Origin of the sequence: Alkalihalobacillus sp. TS-13 (assembly GCF_019720915.1) — a bacterium.
Classification (GTDB): Bacteria; Bacillota; Bacilli; order Bacillales; family Fictibacillaceae; genus Pseudalkalibacillus.
The window spans coordinates 2,470,489-2,487,139 of the sequence record NZ_JAHKSI010000001.1; the positions used below are offsets into that span (position 1 = coordinate 2,470,489).

The 16,651-nt window shown below is 39.8% G+C and carries 16 protein-coding genes and 1 riboswitch; of the genes, 5 read left to right on the top strand and 11 right to left on the bottom strand.

Annotated elements, in window-relative coordinates:
- Positions 1 to 21 precede the first annotated feature (21 nt).
- From KOL94_RS12085 to KOL94_RS12105, 5 genes are all read right to left on the bottom strand, one after another.
- Entirely contained in the window at positions 22 to 867 is an 846-nt protein-coding gene (locus tag KOL94_RS12085) for a DUF72 domain-containing protein (RefSeq protein ID WP_221566666.1), read from the bottom strand.
- A 434-nt stretch (positions 868 to 1,301) separates the two neighbouring features.
- On the bottom strand, positions 1,302 to 2,534 hold the full coding sequence (locus KOL94_RS12090) for an SGNH/GDSL hydrolase family protein (protein ID WP_221566667.1): 1,233 nt from the start codon (positions 2,532 to 2,534) through the stop codon (positions 1,302 to 1,304).
- 114 nt (positions 2,535 to 2,648) lie between these two features.
- Positions 2,649 to 3,119: a peptide-methionine (S)-S-oxide reductase MsrA gene (gene msrA, locus KOL94_RS12095; RefSeq protein ID WP_221566668.1), complete on the bottom strand. Its 471-nt coding sequence runs from the start codon at positions 3,117 to 3,119 to the stop codon at positions 2,649 to 2,651.
- Between the two features lie 122 nt (positions 3,120 to 3,241).
- Positions 3,242 to 3,363: riboswitch (SAM riboswitch) on the bottom strand.
- A gap of 161 nt (positions 3,364 to 3,524) precedes the next feature.
- Positions 3,525 to 3,719: an alpha/beta-type small acid-soluble spore protein gene (locus KOL94_RS12100; RefSeq protein ID WP_221566669.1), complete on the bottom strand. Its 195-nt coding sequence runs from the start codon at positions 3,717 to 3,719 to the stop codon at positions 3,525 to 3,527.
- A 244-nt stretch (positions 3,720 to 3,963) separates the two neighbouring features.
- Positions 3,964 to 4,209 (bottom strand): 3-hydroxyacyl-CoA dehydrogenase NAD-binding domain-containing protein, encoded by a 246-nt coding sequence (locus tag KOL94_RS12105; RefSeq protein ID WP_221566670.1) that lies wholly within the window; start codon positions 4,207 to 4,209, stop codon positions 3,964 to 3,966.
- Positions 4,210 to 4,317: 108 nt separating this feature from the next.
- Between KOL94_RS12105 and KOL94_RS12110 the strand changes: the two genes are divergently transcribed.
- Complete coding sequence (locus KOL94_RS12110) at positions 4,318 to 5,259, top strand: transporter substrate-binding domain-containing protein (protein WP_260412300.1); 942 nt, start codon at positions 4,318 to 4,320, stop codon at positions 5,257 to 5,259.
- 420 nt (positions 5,260 to 5,679) lie between these two features.
- Entirely contained in the window at positions 5,680 to 5,970 is a 291-nt protein-coding gene (locus tag KOL94_RS12115) for a CD3324 family protein (protein WP_221566671.1), read from the top strand.
- Between the two features lie 301 nt (positions 5,971 to 6,271).
- Here the strand turns inward: KOL94_RS12115 and helD are convergent, their stop codons facing one another.
- The 3 genes from helD to cudC all read right to left on the bottom strand — a co-directional run bounded on the left by helD (position 6,272) and on the right by cudC (position 11,738).
- Complete coding sequence (helD, locus tag KOL94_RS12120) at positions 6,272 to 8,626, bottom strand: RNA polymerase recycling motor HelD (protein WP_221566672.1); 2,355 nt, start codon at positions 8,624 to 8,626, stop codon at positions 6,272 to 6,274.
- 1,431 nt (positions 8,627 to 10,057) lie between these two features.
- Positions 10,058 to 10,612, bottom strand: coding sequence for a glycine/sarcosine/betaine reductase selenoprotein B family protein (locus tag KOL94_RS12125; protein ID WP_221566673.1), 555 nt, complete (start codon positions 10,610 to 10,612; stop codon positions 10,058 to 10,060).
- Between the two features lie 559 nt (positions 10,613 to 11,171).
- Complete coding sequence (gene cudC / locus KOL94_RS12130) at positions 11,172 to 11,738, bottom strand: choline uptake/conversion transcriptional regulator CudC (protein WP_221566674.1); 567 nt, start codon at positions 11,736 to 11,738, stop codon at positions 11,172 to 11,174.
- 490 nt (positions 11,739 to 12,228) lie between these two features.
- Here cudC and KOL94_RS12135 point away from each other — a divergent pair, with 490 nt between their 5' ends.
- Genes KOL94_RS12135 through KOL94_RS12145 form a run of 3 tightly spaced genes read left to right on the top strand, consistent with a single transcriptional unit; the run spans position 12,229 to position 14,102 of the window.
- The gene (locus KOL94_RS12135) at positions 12,229 to 13,029 is read left to right on the top strand and encodes a hypothetical protein (protein ID WP_221566675.1); all 801 of its coding nucleotides are present in this window, start codon (positions 12,229 to 12,231) and stop codon (positions 13,027 to 13,029) included.
- 3 nt (positions 13,030 to 13,032) lie between these two features.
- Positions 13,033 to 13,413, top strand: a complete 381-nt coding sequence (locus KOL94_RS12140) for a GntR family transcriptional regulator (RefSeq protein WP_221566676.1) — start codon at positions 13,033 to 13,035, stop codon at positions 13,411 to 13,413.
- Positions 13,413 to 14,102 carry an ABC transporter ATP-binding protein gene (locus KOL94_RS12145; RefSeq protein WP_221567699.1) on the top strand — a complete coding sequence of 230 codons (690 nt, stop codon included), beginning with the start codon at positions 13,413 to 13,415 and terminating at the stop codon, positions 14,100 to 14,102. Before KOL94_RS12140 ends, KOL94_RS12145 begins: the two co-directional genes overlap by 1 nt.
- 99 nt (positions 14,103 to 14,201) lie before the next feature.
- On the opposite strand, the gene KOL94_RS12150 is transcribed toward KOL94_RS12145, so the two are convergent.
- The 3 genes from KOL94_RS12150 to KOL94_RS12160 all read right to left on the bottom strand — a co-directional run bounded on the left by KOL94_RS12150 (position 14,202) and on the right by KOL94_RS12160 (position 16,641).
- Positions 14,202 to 14,606 (bottom strand): aldehyde dehydrogenase family protein, encoded by a 405-nt coding sequence (locus tag KOL94_RS12150; RefSeq protein WP_221566677.1) that lies wholly within the window; start codon positions 14,604 to 14,606, stop codon positions 14,202 to 14,204.
- Positions 14,607 to 14,677: 71 nt separating this feature from the next.
- A complete protein-coding gene (gene sucD / locus KOL94_RS12155; protein WP_221566678.1) occupies positions 14,678 to 15,550 on the bottom strand; it encodes a succinate--CoA ligase subunit alpha in 873 nt (290 codons plus the stop codon).
- Complete coding sequence (locus KOL94_RS12160) at positions 15,550 to 16,641, bottom strand: ATP-grasp domain-containing protein (protein WP_221566679.1); 1,092 nt, start codon at positions 16,639 to 16,641, stop codon at positions 15,550 to 15,552. The genes sucD and KOL94_RS12160 overlap by 1 nt, the downstream gene beginning before the upstream one ends.
- Between the last annotated feature and the right edge of the window lie 10 nt (positions 16,642 to 16,651).

Below are 16,651 nucleotides of genomic sequence, written 5' to 3' on the forward strand. Positions count from 1 at the left end.
CTAATCTCTGTATCTTTCTAGTTAAAAGAGGTCAAGCTGTCGAGGTGCGAGACCCTCGTAATCGATACCTAGCAGTTCGACCATTTGCCTTGCATTATCTGCTGCATCTCCACCGGAATTGTTATTAAACAAGGCAGTCACTTCATGCCCCGGCTTTTCAAGCTGCAGAAGCTTTTCTTTCCATTCTATGAGCTCTTCCTCATTGTAACGATAAAGATATCGCACGTCCCGCCAGTTCGGATTCCCTTTCTTTTGCCAGCCATGAACATTCCGGCCATGGAATCGAACCAACGTATGCTCTGTATTTGTTGGTTCAAGTACAGTCGGTATCGATCCTGCTCCTGATTGCGGTTCATCACAAATGCTGTGGATCCAGCCCTCTTCCTTCATGAACGCCAATGTCCGATCCTTGAAAGAAGGATGAAACCAGGATTGGTGTCGGAATTCAAGCGCGACTGGGATGCCCTCCATCCGTTCCTTTGTCTGCCTAAGTAAATCGACGTTATCCCGGTTGCAATCAAACCAGGGCGGATATTGGAAAAGGACCATTTTCAGTTTGTCCGCTGCCTGCAAAGGTTTGATCGACTCTTTATATAAACGGTACATTTCTTCTTCACTTGAAAAAGGGATGTCGCCCCTCGAGTGCCCTGTCATCCCCTGGTACGCTTTGACAACGAATGAAAAACGCTCTGGTGTTTCCTTGACCCATTTTTCGTAGTTCTTCACTGGCTGGACAGCGTAAAAAGCCGAATCGATCTCAACTGTCGGGAAGAAACTACTGTAAGTCTGCAACTTTTCATTTGATCTGATATCTGCTGGATAAAGGGAGTCATGGTCGCCCCACCCAGTCAGGCCAATCTCAATCATTTGAATGAATTCCTTTCTTATAACGATTGTTGATACTTTATATTTTGATTTGTCCTTGTGAAAAGTGCAAGTATTTGAGTGTGAGACTTGTTCGAATTTCTTTTATTCTAATTTGTGAACTTTCCGTGGGGGTATCCGAAAGCCTCCTCGCTGAAACACTTGCTACAAAGTGCTAACGGACACAGGAAACCTTATTTTATAATTACTCTCACATTTTATAAAGATAAAGGACACCAGAGATCTTATTTCGTTAAAACCTTAATAGATCCGCCCTTTTGTTCACAAATAACGGCTCTGGTGTCCGCTAAATTTCTGACACACAGCATTTTGCCACAAATAACGGCTCCAGTGTCCGCTATGATTATAGAACATCCAGGTAAAAGAAAAGAGACTGATGCAAACCATCAATGTTCATCGATGATTTGCGTCAGCCCCTAATTGAATTTGGATAGGTCTACGATTTCTGCCATCCTTTTATAGCCGTCATCATTCGGATGGAGATGATCACCAGCATCATATTTCGGATTGTAACGTGCAGGATCGTCTTGATCTCTTAGTGCTTTGTCAAAGTCAATCACACCATCGAAGGCTCCACTGTTTCGGATCCACTCATTTACTTCCTGACGGGTGTTTTCCTTTTCCGGTGTATACATCCCTGAACCCTTAAAAGGGGTCAACGTCCCGCCATAAATTTTTAAGCCTTTATCATGAGAAGCATCAATGATTTCCTGCATTCTTTCGATGATTTTATCTGAATCATACTCTGGATGATGCCTTATATCATTCAGGCCCTGATTCAAAATTACTGCCTTGACTCCTGTTTGGCTGAACACATCCTGCTCAAGTCTCGCAAACGCATTCTCCCCTTTATCAGAAGAACTATTGATCAAATGATTAGCCGAAACTCCTGCATTCAGGACAGACATCTTCGTTTCTGATTCTTCATTGAACCTTTTGGCTAAAAAATCTGGCCACCGATGGTCTGCATCCATTTTAGAATGATTGCCATTCGCGATAGAACTTCCTAAGACAACAACGGAACCGTCAACCTTTGTATCGGGTATGACATCAATGCCGTCCATCCAGAACCAGGCATCTTCTTTTTTCTTAAACGCCTTATCATCCGTATTTGAACTATGATTACCCGGTTCTGAAATATAGTTCGTCTGCATCGAACGAGGATGCCATGTTGCAGGACCTGACTTCTCTTTAACATAAATACTCACCGCAAGTTTTTCATCACTTTTCACATTAAACGGGATAGGGTCGCTAAATGTCCTATTCCCTGCAGGAATCGTTACCTTTTGATCTCCTTCAAAAGTGACTTGCTTATCAGATCCAGAAACAGTCTCTGCACCAGTTTTCACACGCGCAACATGTACCTCTTCAATCGTAAGCGAATCTGAATTAAAAGTATTTGCCATTCGAATTCTCAACTTTTTTCCGTCCATATTTGGTTTGATGATCATCCGGATCGTTTGATCTTCAAAGCCTTGTTTGGACACGCCGTCCTCACCAGGTTGTTGCATACTTGCCGTCCAAGCACCAATCCAATTTCCTTTATCCTGCTCGCTTCCGTTTGAAGAGTCAACATCAAATGCAGCTATACATAATGAAAGGAAAATGATGATTCCAGTTGCGAGAATAAAGTATTGTAAACGTAACATAAAAACCTTGCCCTTCTTAGTGATGTCGTTTCTTACTCCTAACTCCTAGAAGAGATTATTCGACATCAATCTACCCATTGTTGGGTGTAAGGAAGGCAAGGGTATCCGTTCATCTTACATACCGCAAGCGACCGCACCATTTTTCTGTAAATATTTCTGATGATATTCCTCTGCGTCATAGAAGGTAGGAGCTTTTTCAACTTCAGTCACGATCGGAAGCTTGAATACTGCTTTTTCCGTTAATTCGTTGATCTTCTCTTCGGCTATAAATTTTTGATTGGGATTTGTATAAAAAATGACTGAACGATATTGATGTCCAATATCAATACCTTGCCGATTCCGAGCGGTCGGGTCATGTACTTCAAAGAATGTGTTGAGTAGTTCATAATATGAAATCAAGGAAGGATCGTATTGTATCTTGACCGCCTCCGCATGTCCTGTTTCTCCAGTCTTCACTTGTTCATATGTCGGGTTTTCGACTGTACCGCCTATATAACCTACGCGTGTTGAAACAACACCTACAAATTTTTCAAAGAATGATTCAACACCCCAAAAGCATCCAGCTCCAAAAATAGCTGTTTCCATGTCTCATCTGTCCTTTCAAAATAACGAAACTTCTATCGAGAGCTTTTCGCTGGTATCCATTACAACGAAAAAACCCTTTTCTCATCCAGTAAGAAAAGGGTTCGTATCTATTCGTAACGATCCTCTCATCTTCTAGGATGTTTGACCATCCTACAGGAATTGGCACCGTTCTCCTCAATCGTTTGATTGATTCGATGGTTGCCGGGCATCAAAGGGCCAGTCCCTCCGCCTCTCTGGATAAGAAGTTTTCATTATTCATTTTTATTTTGATTATCATATTAACACGTTTAAATGACGAAGTAAAGCAAGATTTTTTGTATTTATTCAGTTTATGTAATGGCAACGTTTTTTGTAACGGCATTAACCTAAAAGAGACCGATTAAAACGGTCTCTTCCATAAAACTATTACTGTTGTTTATTGTTGCTTAATTGCTGTTCGGCCATCCCGACTAGACGTTTAGTCATTTGACCACCGACAGCACCATTTTCACGTGAGGTAGTATCTGCACCAGGTTGAATCCCCATTTCATTGGCGGTTTCTTCTTTCAGCTGCTCCATAGCATTTTTCGCACCAGGTACCAAAAGTTTGTTTCTTGCCATGATCCATCACTCCACACGTTTATTTGAGTAATCGTAATTACTCACTTTTAATTTAACCTTAGCTACAGGTTCTGATTAAATGAAATATTTCCTGTATCTTAAGATTCTGGTAACTGCATCTGCCCATCTTTGTTTGACATTTACAGCTTATTTATAACCCCACTTTTTTTATAGTAAGATCTTTATAACAGTCCTTCGGTCCACCAGCTAGAAACAACGCCTGACCATTCATAAAAAAGATCTTTCATCTACAAAAAACGCTGAAGTATTTGCGATATCCACTGGTTTTCCTACACGACCCAAAGGATACTCCTTCCACTGTATCTATTACTTCCTCGGCTTCAACAACATTAACGACTTTCGTATAATTGTCATAACCTTTTTCTTTATATTTCGCAACTGTTTCCACTAATGCTTTTTCATTCACATCTATTATCGTTACCTTGCCTCCCTTATTTGCAAACTGTAGTGCTATTTCTTTTCCGATCATTAACTTATTACTAAAGAACTATTTTTTAGAATTTTCAGATTAATTGTTTGATTAAGGGTTTAAATCTCCATATACTAGGCTTCAATCATTTGAATAGGAGGGAAAACTTTGAAGTATTCATGGAGTAAAATTTTGATTGTTGTTTTGACGGGTATGCTCTTAGTTTCTGGATTGAATTTTTCGCTTGCGGAAGCGAAGAAAGGCGATCTGCTTGAATGGAATGGTCAGACGATCGCAACCTTGGATGTGAATGGTAAGTCCTATATCCCAGTAGAACAGGCAGCTCAGGCATCAGGATCAGACATACATAAAAGCAAAAACAAATTTTTCATGCAGTCCAGACTGGATCGGATTCAGAAAAAAGGAGTCATTCGGGTAGGAACCACTGGTGATTATAAACCATTCACCTACTTTAACGATGAAACAAACGAATTTGAAGGTCTTGATATCGAAGCTGCCAAAATGATGGCCGAAGATTTAGGAGTAAAGGTTGAGTTTGTTCGAACCTCTTGGCCGACCTTAATGGAGGATCTTCTAGATGACAAGTTTGATATCGCTGTCGGTGGAATCAGTCGAAATACCGATCGCCAAAAAACAGCTCACTTGAGCCACCCTTATCTAGACGATGGAAAATCACCCTTGATCCGCGAGGAAGATAAAGAACGTTACCAAAGCTTAGAGGATATCGATCAGCCTGATGTAACAATTGGTGTGAACCCAGGCGGAACGAACCAAAAGTTTGTGGATGCCAATATTAAACAAGCGAATGTTATCGTCATTGAAAATAACCTTGATATCCCACCAATGGTCGCAGAAGGCGAAGTCGATGTCATGATTACCGATAGGGTTGAAGCGATTTACTATGCAAGTAAAGACGAAAGACTATATGCCGCATTGACCGATAACACATTTACTAAAAGCCAAAAAGGCTACCTTATGCACCGGAACGATCCGACCTTCCAAAACTGGGTAAACCTCTGGATGGAAGAAATGGAGCTACACGGTGAATTCGACCGCCTCAAAAAAGAATGGATATATGGGGAGGAATAATTTCGAAGACCCTTCCATCCTAATTAGCTGAGCTACATCAAACAATAAGGAAATCATTAAGGTAAAAAACAACTATAATTATTTAGTCACTTGTATGCATAGTTGATTGTGTGCGTAAATAGAAGTGTCGGAGCCGACAAAAATGCGAAAGGAGGCTGATTGAAGTTGATCACAAAATTTGAGGTGGTTTCCGCTTAGTCGGAAACCTCATAGTACAGGGTCGCTATTCGCGGCCCTTTAATATTTCGAAAATTTCGACTTTCAACAAACGCAAAACCCACTTATACTAAAAACAAATGTAATTAAGATACCTTTTTGTAAATCTTACATTCAATTACAAGTGAAAGGAGAGGTACAAAGCGATGAAAATTGTGAAATTGTATATTCACGTACACCTTACTTATAAGGAGGACGTCAATTTTGGAATACAAGAACGGGAAAGAGGTGTTCCCTCCTAGCTTGCTAAAAGAAGTGCAAAAACATATTCAAGGCGAGTTGATTTATATCCCCAAGAAGAACAATCAGCGGGCTGGGTGGGGAGAAATGAACGGTTCACGTCAGTTACTTGCTCAAAGAAACCAAGAGATCTATCAATTATATAAAGATGGTTGGTCGTTTGAAGAATTAGAACAAAAGTTCAACTTATCCATTGAAAGCATCCGAAAGATTATTTATAAAACACGTGGTTTACTTAACAAATCAAAAAGTTAGACTAAATTTGGAAGACTTCTAAAACACGGTCAGTTGATGAAGCCACCACTATGACAATACCCCCTAAAGGCACTTCTTGAGCAAAACATCACACTCACTGTTGTGGTAGCCAAGGCTCCTGATGACCATGTTAAACGTCAAGAATGGACTTTTTGATTTAAAGGTGCTATGAAATATGCTTGGGAAAGAAGAGGGCTTGGAAAAAACCAGGTCCTTTTTTTGTCATTTCATAAATAACCTTAAAAACAATTAAAAAAGACGCAAAATTAAAAATTTGCGCCTTTTCTCGTAAGAATATATTTTACTGAACTTCTTTACTATTGCCTTGCTTTAGTCTCTCAGGTGAAACGTTGAGTAAAAAGGGGCTTGGTGCGCCTACTGTGTATATCTGCAGTTCATGCATGGCCCGCGTGCATGCCGTGTAGAACAGTCTGCGCAGACTTTCATCTCCGTACACATGTTTTGAGGCGTCATAAATGATGACAGCATCGAATTCGATGCCTTTGGCTAAATACGCCGGTATGACAACTACACCTTGTTCATATTCTATCGACCCGCTTTTTACCAGTTTGAGACCTTTTATATTGCTAAGGGCATCAAAGGCTGTATTGCATTCTGAAGCTGACTTGCATATAATCGCGATGGTATTGTATTGACGGTGCTGCAGGTCATCTACTTTTGAAACAATACTACGGTGCAACTCAATGTGATTGGACAGTCTTGTCAACCGCGGCTTATCACCATCACGTTCAAAAGCATGAATCTGTTCACCATTCGGGATAAGTTCTCTTGTAAATTCTACGATCGGTTTCGTGGATCGGTAACTGCGAGTCAAGTTGATCGATTCGGTTTCTTCTGGCCCATATAAACCGGTGAGCGTGTTGAAATCAACTCTTTCACTGGCGTGTGCGAATATTGCCTGATTAAAGTCACCGAGCACTGTCATCCTTGCAAAGGGAAACAATCTTTTCAAAAATTCGAATTGAAACGGAGAGTAGTCTTGTGCTTCATCTACCAGTACATGTTTGATCGAACTGTTCGTCTGAAAGCCTTGTATCAGTTCTTTCAAAAGCAAAAATGGTGTTGCATCTTCATAAAACAATTTACGTTCATCCAGCATGTTTACAGTCAAAGAACAAATATCCGCCCATTCGTCAGGTATGTTCACCTGAATCCACAGTTTGCTGCTTGTATGCTCGGTGAAAAGCCGTTTATATATTTCGATGATGTTGATATACCCCAGACTTCGGATCCGTTTCCGCAGAGGCTTGAATTTCTTTCGGACAATCATCCTGCCTAATGCTTTCCTCTCCATCTCATAGTCGTCAAGCTGCCCTTCTTCAAAACCAGTTTTTTTCTGTAACTGATTATAAACCTTTTGATATTCATCGTTACTGAGCAACTCGATTTCATCTTCCACCCACGGCTTTTTTCGTTCGAGCTTCTCGGCTTGCTCCACTCTCTTCATAAGCCACTCTGTCAACTTTTCGACTCTATTGTGAAACCGGAGCGAGGTATCCACGCTATAAAACCGTTCTGTGATTTCTTTGGCAGAAATCAGTTTTTTTCCTCTGAAGTTAATCCCTTTGAAAACCATTCCGGATGATTCAAGTGATTTTCTGTATGCCTTGAGCATATCGAAAAAATGAGTCGATGCCTTAAAACGGATGCTTTCTATCCTTGTGTGATAAGAAGGGGAATCTGTCTTCGTCAATACATATTCAAGCTGTTCGTAAGGATCCTCGACTAGAAATATACGGCTTAACCTGTGATCAAGGTATTCCTGGAAAGTGACCTGCTGCATATTTTCCTCGCCAAGTTCCGGCAAGACTGTCGATACATAGCTGTTAAACAACGCATTAGGAGAAAATAGGACGATTTGATCAGCTTTCAGCCCATCACGATATTTATAAAGCAAATATGCGATTCGCTGCAATGCGGCAGATGTCTTGCCACTCCCCGCTGCACCCTGAACGATCAGAAGCCTCCCGCGATCATGCCGGATGATCATGTTTTGTTCCTGTTGAATGGTAGCCACTATGCTATGCATATATTTGTCAGTACCTTTGCCAAGGACTTGCTGTAAAATCTCATCCCCAATCGTGAGACTGGTATCAAACATCGAATCAATGACTCCATCACGGATGATATATTGCCATTTCCTCTCCAGCATACCCTTGATTTTTCCTTCCGGTGTATCGTATACCGCAGGACCAGGCGAGTAATCATAGTACACACTTGAAATCGGCGCTCTCCAATCATAAATCAGGAAGTCTTCACCACTATTATCCGTGAGGGTGGAGACACCGATATAAATATGTTCTGTATCGGAAATGCCTTCTTCAGTGAAATCAATCCTGCCGAAGTATGGCGTCTCTTTCATGCGGCGCAATGCCGACAATCGCTTTACTGATTGTTTATGAGTGCTTTGCCTAACAGACAGGTTCTGGGCTTGCTGCCTTAAGCTGATGATCGTTTCGAGATAATCATCAAACGTATCAGTATTAACCTTTACATCTTCCCAGAAGTGCTTCCGAATATCGATTACTTCTTCCTGACGCTGGACTTTTTCATCTTCCAGCTCACCGATCTGTTCCGTAATCGTCTCCATGACACTGGCCAATCTTTCTTGTTCCTTCTGTAGTCCTTTATTCATATAAGCACTCCTTTTACATTGGCTTTGTTAAAGAATGATGTTGATTTCTTCAAAATTCACTCCCTTTCCGCGGGCGAACGAAAAGCGGAAGCGACCCGTTTAGTCACGCATTGTCACTGGAAAAATGACGAGGAAGCTCGAACTAAACAAAGACTTGGTTCTGCGTGGGCTAACTCATAAGGATGTCAACCAATGTGTTGCCGCCGCAGGAAGTTTGAAGTGATCCAAGTGACTGGCCGCCTGTGCTAGACATTACTTCTTTGCAATTTCCTACTACCGTGAGCCTCCTCACGAACCCGCACAGTTCGTTTCGGGGTCTCACCTGGCTCGCTGTTTCCGCAGAAGTGTCGTGAATTTCGGTAAAAAATCAACAGCGAAGATTAACAAAGCCTTTAAATTAAACTTCACTGTGAATTGGGGACAATCCACTTGAACCTAAAAAAATTAGTAATCGGGGTTGACGGGAGAAATTTCATGGTGTAAAATTAAAATAGGGATATTTATGCGATCTTGCAAAATGAAGGTGCATCTATATTAAACTACCACACTTTTTCCTTCTTATCAAGACCTTCAACAATTCTCTCCGTACCAAACCGAAACAAAAAATAGCAAGTCCAACTATCTTTTCCTTCAAATTAATCTCTTTCATGATTAACGGATATTGAATGCTGAGTTTTTAAATGATTTAAAGTAGACATATCTATTCAATCCGTACGCACCACCAGACATATTGCCCTCCTTTTATAGATCCATTATTTATTACTAATAACTGCACTCTTGTTAATACCAATTTATTTTAAATTATCAGATCTAACCCAATCATTCATGTAATTTCATAATAAAGAGACATATCTTATTCCGGATATGCCCCCCGATTGCTTAATACACCCAATTAAATTATCAAGAATTTACGATTATGATTTATACTTATTAAAAATTTTCGCAATCACATTACTCCCCGTTAATTTAAGCAATCCTGCCCAATTCTTAAGTAAGTAAAGGTGATCACCTTGTGCAACAATCGCCTCCTATTCTTGAACAAAAAGCTAGCTTATATGGAAGTCTACTCCATACTTATAAGGTTTAATTTCTGTGCAAGCTTCGAAGGAAAGTTATCCCAAGCCGTACGATAAAGTGGTTCCGTTTGCTTTTACTTTGCAGGAAAAAGAATAACACGGTTTAACTGGTACCGGTAATCATTTCTCCCTTTTCAGCTTTGCTTAAAGCATCCAGGCACTGCAGAAGGGCAGAATATTGCTCCTCCTTTTGATTAGGTCGCCCAATTGGATTTCCCAATTTGCGTGAAAAATGTATGGATCTGGGGACTCCCAACGCTATCGTGGTTTCCGGCAATAAAGTGACCATTACAGTTGAAATCCCTGACTTTTCTATCTCGCGTGCAACCAGTCCCACGGACCGGTGACAGTGATTTCAGGCCGGGGTAAGAATAGCGAGGTCAACCTGATCTTCCCTCAGGCTTCGCACTGCTTCCGGAGCGGTCTTTTCTACCAGCGGAGTCGGATCGTGAATCCCCCCCTGAAAACTGATATGACGAGGTGCAACGCTACCTATCTTCCCCTCCTGCTCTAAGCGGTGAAGAGTGTCCAAGGGAAACATGACCTCCAAATCAATTTTTACATCACTATGATCATAAAATAAATGACTGATCACCGTTTCATCGGGAGATGCGTCGGAAGGGATGATACGATAGGAGCAATCCCCTTTGGGGTCACTCAAATCAAAGGGTGACTGGCTTTTTAGGATAATCCCCCCGGAGGTGACAAGTGCAACCCGACTTTCCTCAACAGGCTTTTTCAAAGGAGTCCAAGGTATTTCCCCATGCCAGTCCCTGCCCAATTTCACGCTGACCCGATCTATGAAGCCCGGATATTTTTCCGCCAGTCTATTGATTAATTTTGATTGGGCAAGATTAAATATGAGTCTTTTGCCAATTCCAACTTTTGAAGAAGAATGTATTTTTCCCATTCGTTCTACCTCCTTTTTTCTTTTCACCCTTATAGACGAGATAAACGAGAGGTTTGTGACAAAATAATTACCGAATTCAATTAGAGAATCGCCCAGTAAGTTATTTAAAACGAACCATATTATTGTCATTTTTATTACTTTGCTTTGCCGCAGTTTCAACAAAACACAATTTGGTTATTTTTGCCCCCTCGAAAAGGTGTCCCCGGTGTTTTATATAACCTTACAGGGGGTTACAACGGAGCGTTTGTATCCGCTATTGTATTATTATTGATGGCTTCATTACTTAGTTTGGTATTGCCCGAAACAAAACAACAGTGCCCTGAAATTATAGTAACGGGTTCCATTATGAGGTGCAAAAGTGAAAATCTCATAGGAAATCACAAGTTAATTAGCAGACCAATTCGTAAAGAAATCACAACACAATCCACATGAAAAGGAGCTTGGATTTCCAAGCTCCCTTCTCATACGTCCAGATCATTCCTTATTCAACTGATATGAACGAAACTGTCAACCCACCACACCCAAATGCGTCCTATTACGAAAATTTCTCTACTTGAAATTATCCCTTTGAATTTGAATTGTCCACTGGTAAAAAGTCAAAAATTTCACCAGACTCGATTGAATCCACAAGTTGTTGAAGCCAGTAACAGTATTTCTTGTACTCCTCTAACTGTTCAAGGTCTTGTCTAGCCCTTTCCTTTAAACTTTCTTCGTTTTTTTCATCTTCTATGACTTCTTGAAGTAGATATTCTGCCTGTTTAATGGCGAAAAGGTTTAACTCGGCTTCCCTGTTCCATTTACTTCCGAAAAAGTGGCCGAAATATTTGAAAAAGTTTTTCTCAGCCACGAAATGGTCCTTCCTTGAGCCTTTTTGCCATATTTTCCGAACAATGTTGATGTCTTGTAAATTGCGGACCGCTGTGCTCATACTAGGTTTAGTCATGCCAAGCTCGTCTTTCATTTCATCAAGGGTCATTGGATGCTGTTTAAAGTACATTGTGGCATAGAGTCGGCCAATTGACGGGGTTATACCGTACAAATCCATCGTTTCGGCAATGGCATTAATGACTTCTTTTTCGGCATGGTTAATTTTTGATTCAGCGGACGGTTGTCCGTTTTCGTCCATGATCCTCTCTCCTTCCGCTTCTCTTTATGTAGTGTAGATTTCTTGTCAATACTATAGATACCTAAAATCCAACGTATGGTCTTCTAATGTTTCCCACTCAAACAATAGTAGGTATTTCCCCTCAACTTCATACAATGTTATTCTTGATGCACTACCAATGTTTATTCATATTCTACTTCCATACCTTGTTTAACCTAGAGCATAACAGTTTCTACATCATAAAATCCTCCCATTTTTCAAGTATATCATTACACTTTTTATTTTACTTTTCTAAAACTTAATTTCCGTTAGCAAATGAGGAAATTAGCCCCCGCAATAATCAACAATAAAATTACACTAACTAACAATTTTTTTCTCACATAACTCCCCCAATGTTAAATATCCGTTACTAAAATGGTTAAACATCTATTGACTTTTTTTATGTACCAGTGTACTATTTAACTAGCACAATAATACATTGATTAAAAAGGTACATTAGGAGGGTTCTTACATGATTGCTTGGTTAAGTTTAACGAAGAAAGAATTACGTTTAGGATTCATATCATTCTTGATACCTGTCATTGCTTTTATCGCCGTTGCTGCGATCGCTACGTTTTTCGGCTATCGAGCGGGCTACACTTGGGAAGTACTGGCGGTTGTTTCCGTCGTCGCCACTGGAATGCAAGTTTTTTATCTCACTTATTATTTGTTGTCCAGTCTGCAATCGGAAAGGAAAAAGCTGCACCTCTGGTTGCATAACCCCCTTCCGGCCTATGCTTTACTTTTAGCAAAGGTGGTTGCGGGATTATTTTCCATGATCGTAACGTTAATGCTTACAGTTGGGGTTTTCTTCACTGCTACTCATCTTTCTGATGACTTCTCCGCCTATATTCCCTGGTCTCTTATTTATGAGAATGCTTGGATCGTCGGGTTGCACTACTTCATGTTCGCAATCGATTTAGCTGTCTGGTTTTTATTCTATTGGATGATCTACTTATTACTAACTCGTTATATTGCTCCATTCTTTAGTTTTGTCGTTACATTCATCATCGTGATTGTGACATCGACCATCTATGGCTGGTTTACAAATTCATTATTCTATCACAAGATTACGCGGTGGGGAGAAATTGATGGATCTGAGATGTTGAAGAATTTTCAGATCGATGCAGAAATTAGCAAAGAGAGTACGGAGTTTGCAACTGAAATTGGCGGCATGAGTGTCTATATGGGTGAATATGTATTCGGAATTGCGGTGGCTCTTCTGTTATTCTTCGTAGCTTCTTGGATGCTCGACCGTAAAGTTGAGGTGTAAAAGATGACGGACATTTTTCAATCGACACAACCGATCTACAGTCAACTAGCCGACAAAATCAATCGGCAAATCTTAAGTAGAGAACTAAAACCTGGTGACAAACTTCCTTCTGTACGGGAACTGGCTCTCCAGGTCAATGTGAATCCAAATACAGTCCAAAGAACCTATCGGGAGCTGGAGGGGATGAAAATCGTGGAGTCAAAACGAGGTCAAGGAACATTTGTAACAGAGGATCAAGAGATCTTAAAAACCATGAGAGAACGGCTTAAGAAAGATGAAATTTCCCAGTTTGTCAAAGGAATGCATGCAATGGGTTATACAGATGAAGAAATCGAGGCTGGGCTCCATCGTTTTCTCCATAATAAGAAGGGAGATCAGATATGATGATTCAGTTGACTAATGTAACCAAAAGATATTTATCCAAAGTAGCTTTGCAAGATGTGAACCTGGAATTGGAAAAAGGGAAGATCATTGGACTTGTCGGCGAAAATGGTAGTGGAAAATCAACGACACTGAAGTTGATCGCTGGACTTACTCAACCTACAAAAGGTTCAGTTACCGTAAATGCTATGGAAGTGACACGTCGGATCGCCAGTCACGTCTCTTACCTTTCAGAACTGGATGAATTCTATGGATTTTACAATGTTGGAGAGACGATGGATTTTTACGCTTCTCAATTTGCAGATTTTAATATGGAAAAAGCAGAAAAGATCCGCTCACACATGAAGATAGATCGTAACGCCAAGGTGAAGCACTTATCCAAAGGAAACCGAGGAAGATTGAAAATCGTACTGACACTCGCCCGTGAAGTACCCGTAATCTTAATGGATGAACCATTATCTGGGCTTGATCCAATGGTCCGGGACTCCATCGTAAAAGGATTGATTTCGTTCATTGATCTGGAAAAACAGATGGTTCTGATTACGACACACGAAATCAGAGAGATTGAAATGGTTTTGGATGAAGTGATTGCCATCAAGGATGGAGACATCATCGGACACCACAATGTCGATCAGCTCCGCATGGAGAACGGAATGGGAATCGTCGAATGGATGACAAAGGCATACGAATAAAACATTGATAGTGGCAGGCACCGAAAAAGAACCCAGTCATACCAACGGGTTTTGAATGGGTGCCCCCACTTTTTTCAAACCCGCACCGTGCATGGCTTCTTAAAAAGTGTCAGAGCACTGAAAAAAGGGGATAACCGATGTTTCTAACCACTTTATTTGCTCTGAGGCCTCTTGAAAACCTCTAATAACAGATTCAACTTCTTTTATAGATTCACTATAAAAGGGTTTCCCCTGATCTAAAGTTAGAATATGAGCTAATGTTTCCTTTTTACTTTCTATTTCTTCTGCAATATTTCTTAAAAGGTTAGACCGTTCAAATACGGACATAGATTGAATTATTTTTTTTGCCTCAAATGCTCTATCTACAGCCCTAACGGCATCCCCCCTATTGCCTGATGGGATTTTTCCAATCACTTCATTTGTGGCAGGATTAATCGCATCAAAATATTCATTACTTAAGGGAGGTACCCATTTCCCATTAATAAACAGCTTTGAAAGTTCCATGTTATTCCTCCTATATCAATGACTGATGTTAGATCCACTAACTAATCCAAATAATATGGAGTTATATAAAATTAAACAAATAAATAATGATCTTTTAGTTCATTCTTTAATTCTGTAAGTACATGAACAACTTTTGCTCCAGAATTTTTTAAAACTTTTTGTTTTTCTTTTGCAGTTTCAGATTCCGATTGAATAATAGCTCCGGCATGCCCCATTCTCTTTCCATCAGGAGCATATACCCCAGCAATTAATGCAAAAACCTCTTTTTTCATCGATTTAATAATTGGGGCAGATTCGTATTCATCACGTCCACCTATCTCACCAATATAAATAATTGACTCTGTTTCTGGATCTTTTTCAAATAATTCTAAAACGTCAACGTGTTGTAGACCTACAATAGGATCCCCTCCTATACAAACTACAGTACTTACACCTAATCTCATTTCTTTTAATATCTCAATTACTTCATACGTCAAAGTTCCACTTCTTGAGACAATTCCTATCTTTCCTTTTTCTAGAATAGAATCGTGTAAATCACTTACGTTTGCTTGGGATGGTGAAACTACCCCCGCTGAATTAGGACCTAATACCATTACATCTTTCAGCTTTGCATACTGCACAATATCCAAACTGTCCTGTTTCGTTACACCCTCCGTATAAATAACAATTAACTTAATTCCAGCATCAATCGCTTCAAAAACAGCTTGTTTTACCATCATTGCCGGTATCGTAATAAAGGATGTGTCAGCGTTTTTCTTTTTTACTGCTTCGTCTACACAGTCATAAACGGGTACATGATTGACAAATTCTCCTCCTTTACCAGGCGTTACTCCTGCAACTAATGGAGAATTAAATTTAACCATTCTTTCACAAAACGACCTACCCACTTTACCTGTGATTCCTTGTATAATAATTTTAGAATTTTCATTTACTAAAATGGACATTACTTTTCCCCCTGAAAAAGAGGTTTTTGTACTAAATCACATGCATGTTCTAAATTGTCAGCTAAGACTATATTGTTAAATGGAGATAAAATCTTCTTGGAATGATCTTCGTCTTGACCCTTTAGCCTAACAATTACAGGAATTGATGAATTCCCTAATTCCTTTGCTATGGCTAATGAAAGAATCTTACAACTCGCCAACTGAAAATAAAAATTAAAAAGGTAGATTTTAGGTTTTAATTTTTTAATTTCTTTAATAAGACTTTGAGCTTTGAGTATGTCGTGGATTACATGCCCCCCTAAATCTACAACAGCCCTTACTGTCCCTTTCTTTGAAGAAACGATATCAAATGTAGCCATGCCCAGGCCAGCGCCACTTGTAATAACTGCTACTTCACCGTTTAACTCAACACCCGAGGCACCTAATTCTTCACACCTTGATTCAAATGTTTTACTATTTCTGCCTAGCTTTAAGGGCAATTCGTTATGCTTGGTTTCTAAAATAACTTTAGCATCACCGGCAATAAATTGATTCTTTCCCTCAAAAAATAGTGGATTTATCTCTACAAGTTCTGCTTGTTCCTTTTTATAGAGATCCCATAGTTTAAGAAGTAAATCGGATAGCAGGTCATAGTTCACATTCAAAAACAAAGAAGCTTTACGAATCATGTATGTCTGCAAGCCTATTAGTGGGTTAATATTTATAAAAAGAATTTCCTCATCTGGTACGTTTTCAATATCTACTCCACCCTGTCTACTAACAATGAGAACAGGGCATTTTTTATTTCTATCAATAATAATAGATAAATAAAATTCTTCTTGATAAGAAATCTTTTCTTCTAGGTAGATATGTGTTACCGTTTCTTCTTTAATCTTCATTCCAATTAGTTCCTGTGTTATACGCTTAAATTCCCGTTCATTTTTTACTTCTTTTATTCCTCCAGCTTTACCTCTTCCGCCCGTTAACACTTGGGCTTTTGCTATCATTGGATAGTTTAAAGTAAGCGGATTTGTTGAAAGTAACTCACCAACTGGGACTGGAATATTATACTTTTTGAACAATTCCTTCCCTTCATATTCATATAACTTCATACGATCCCAC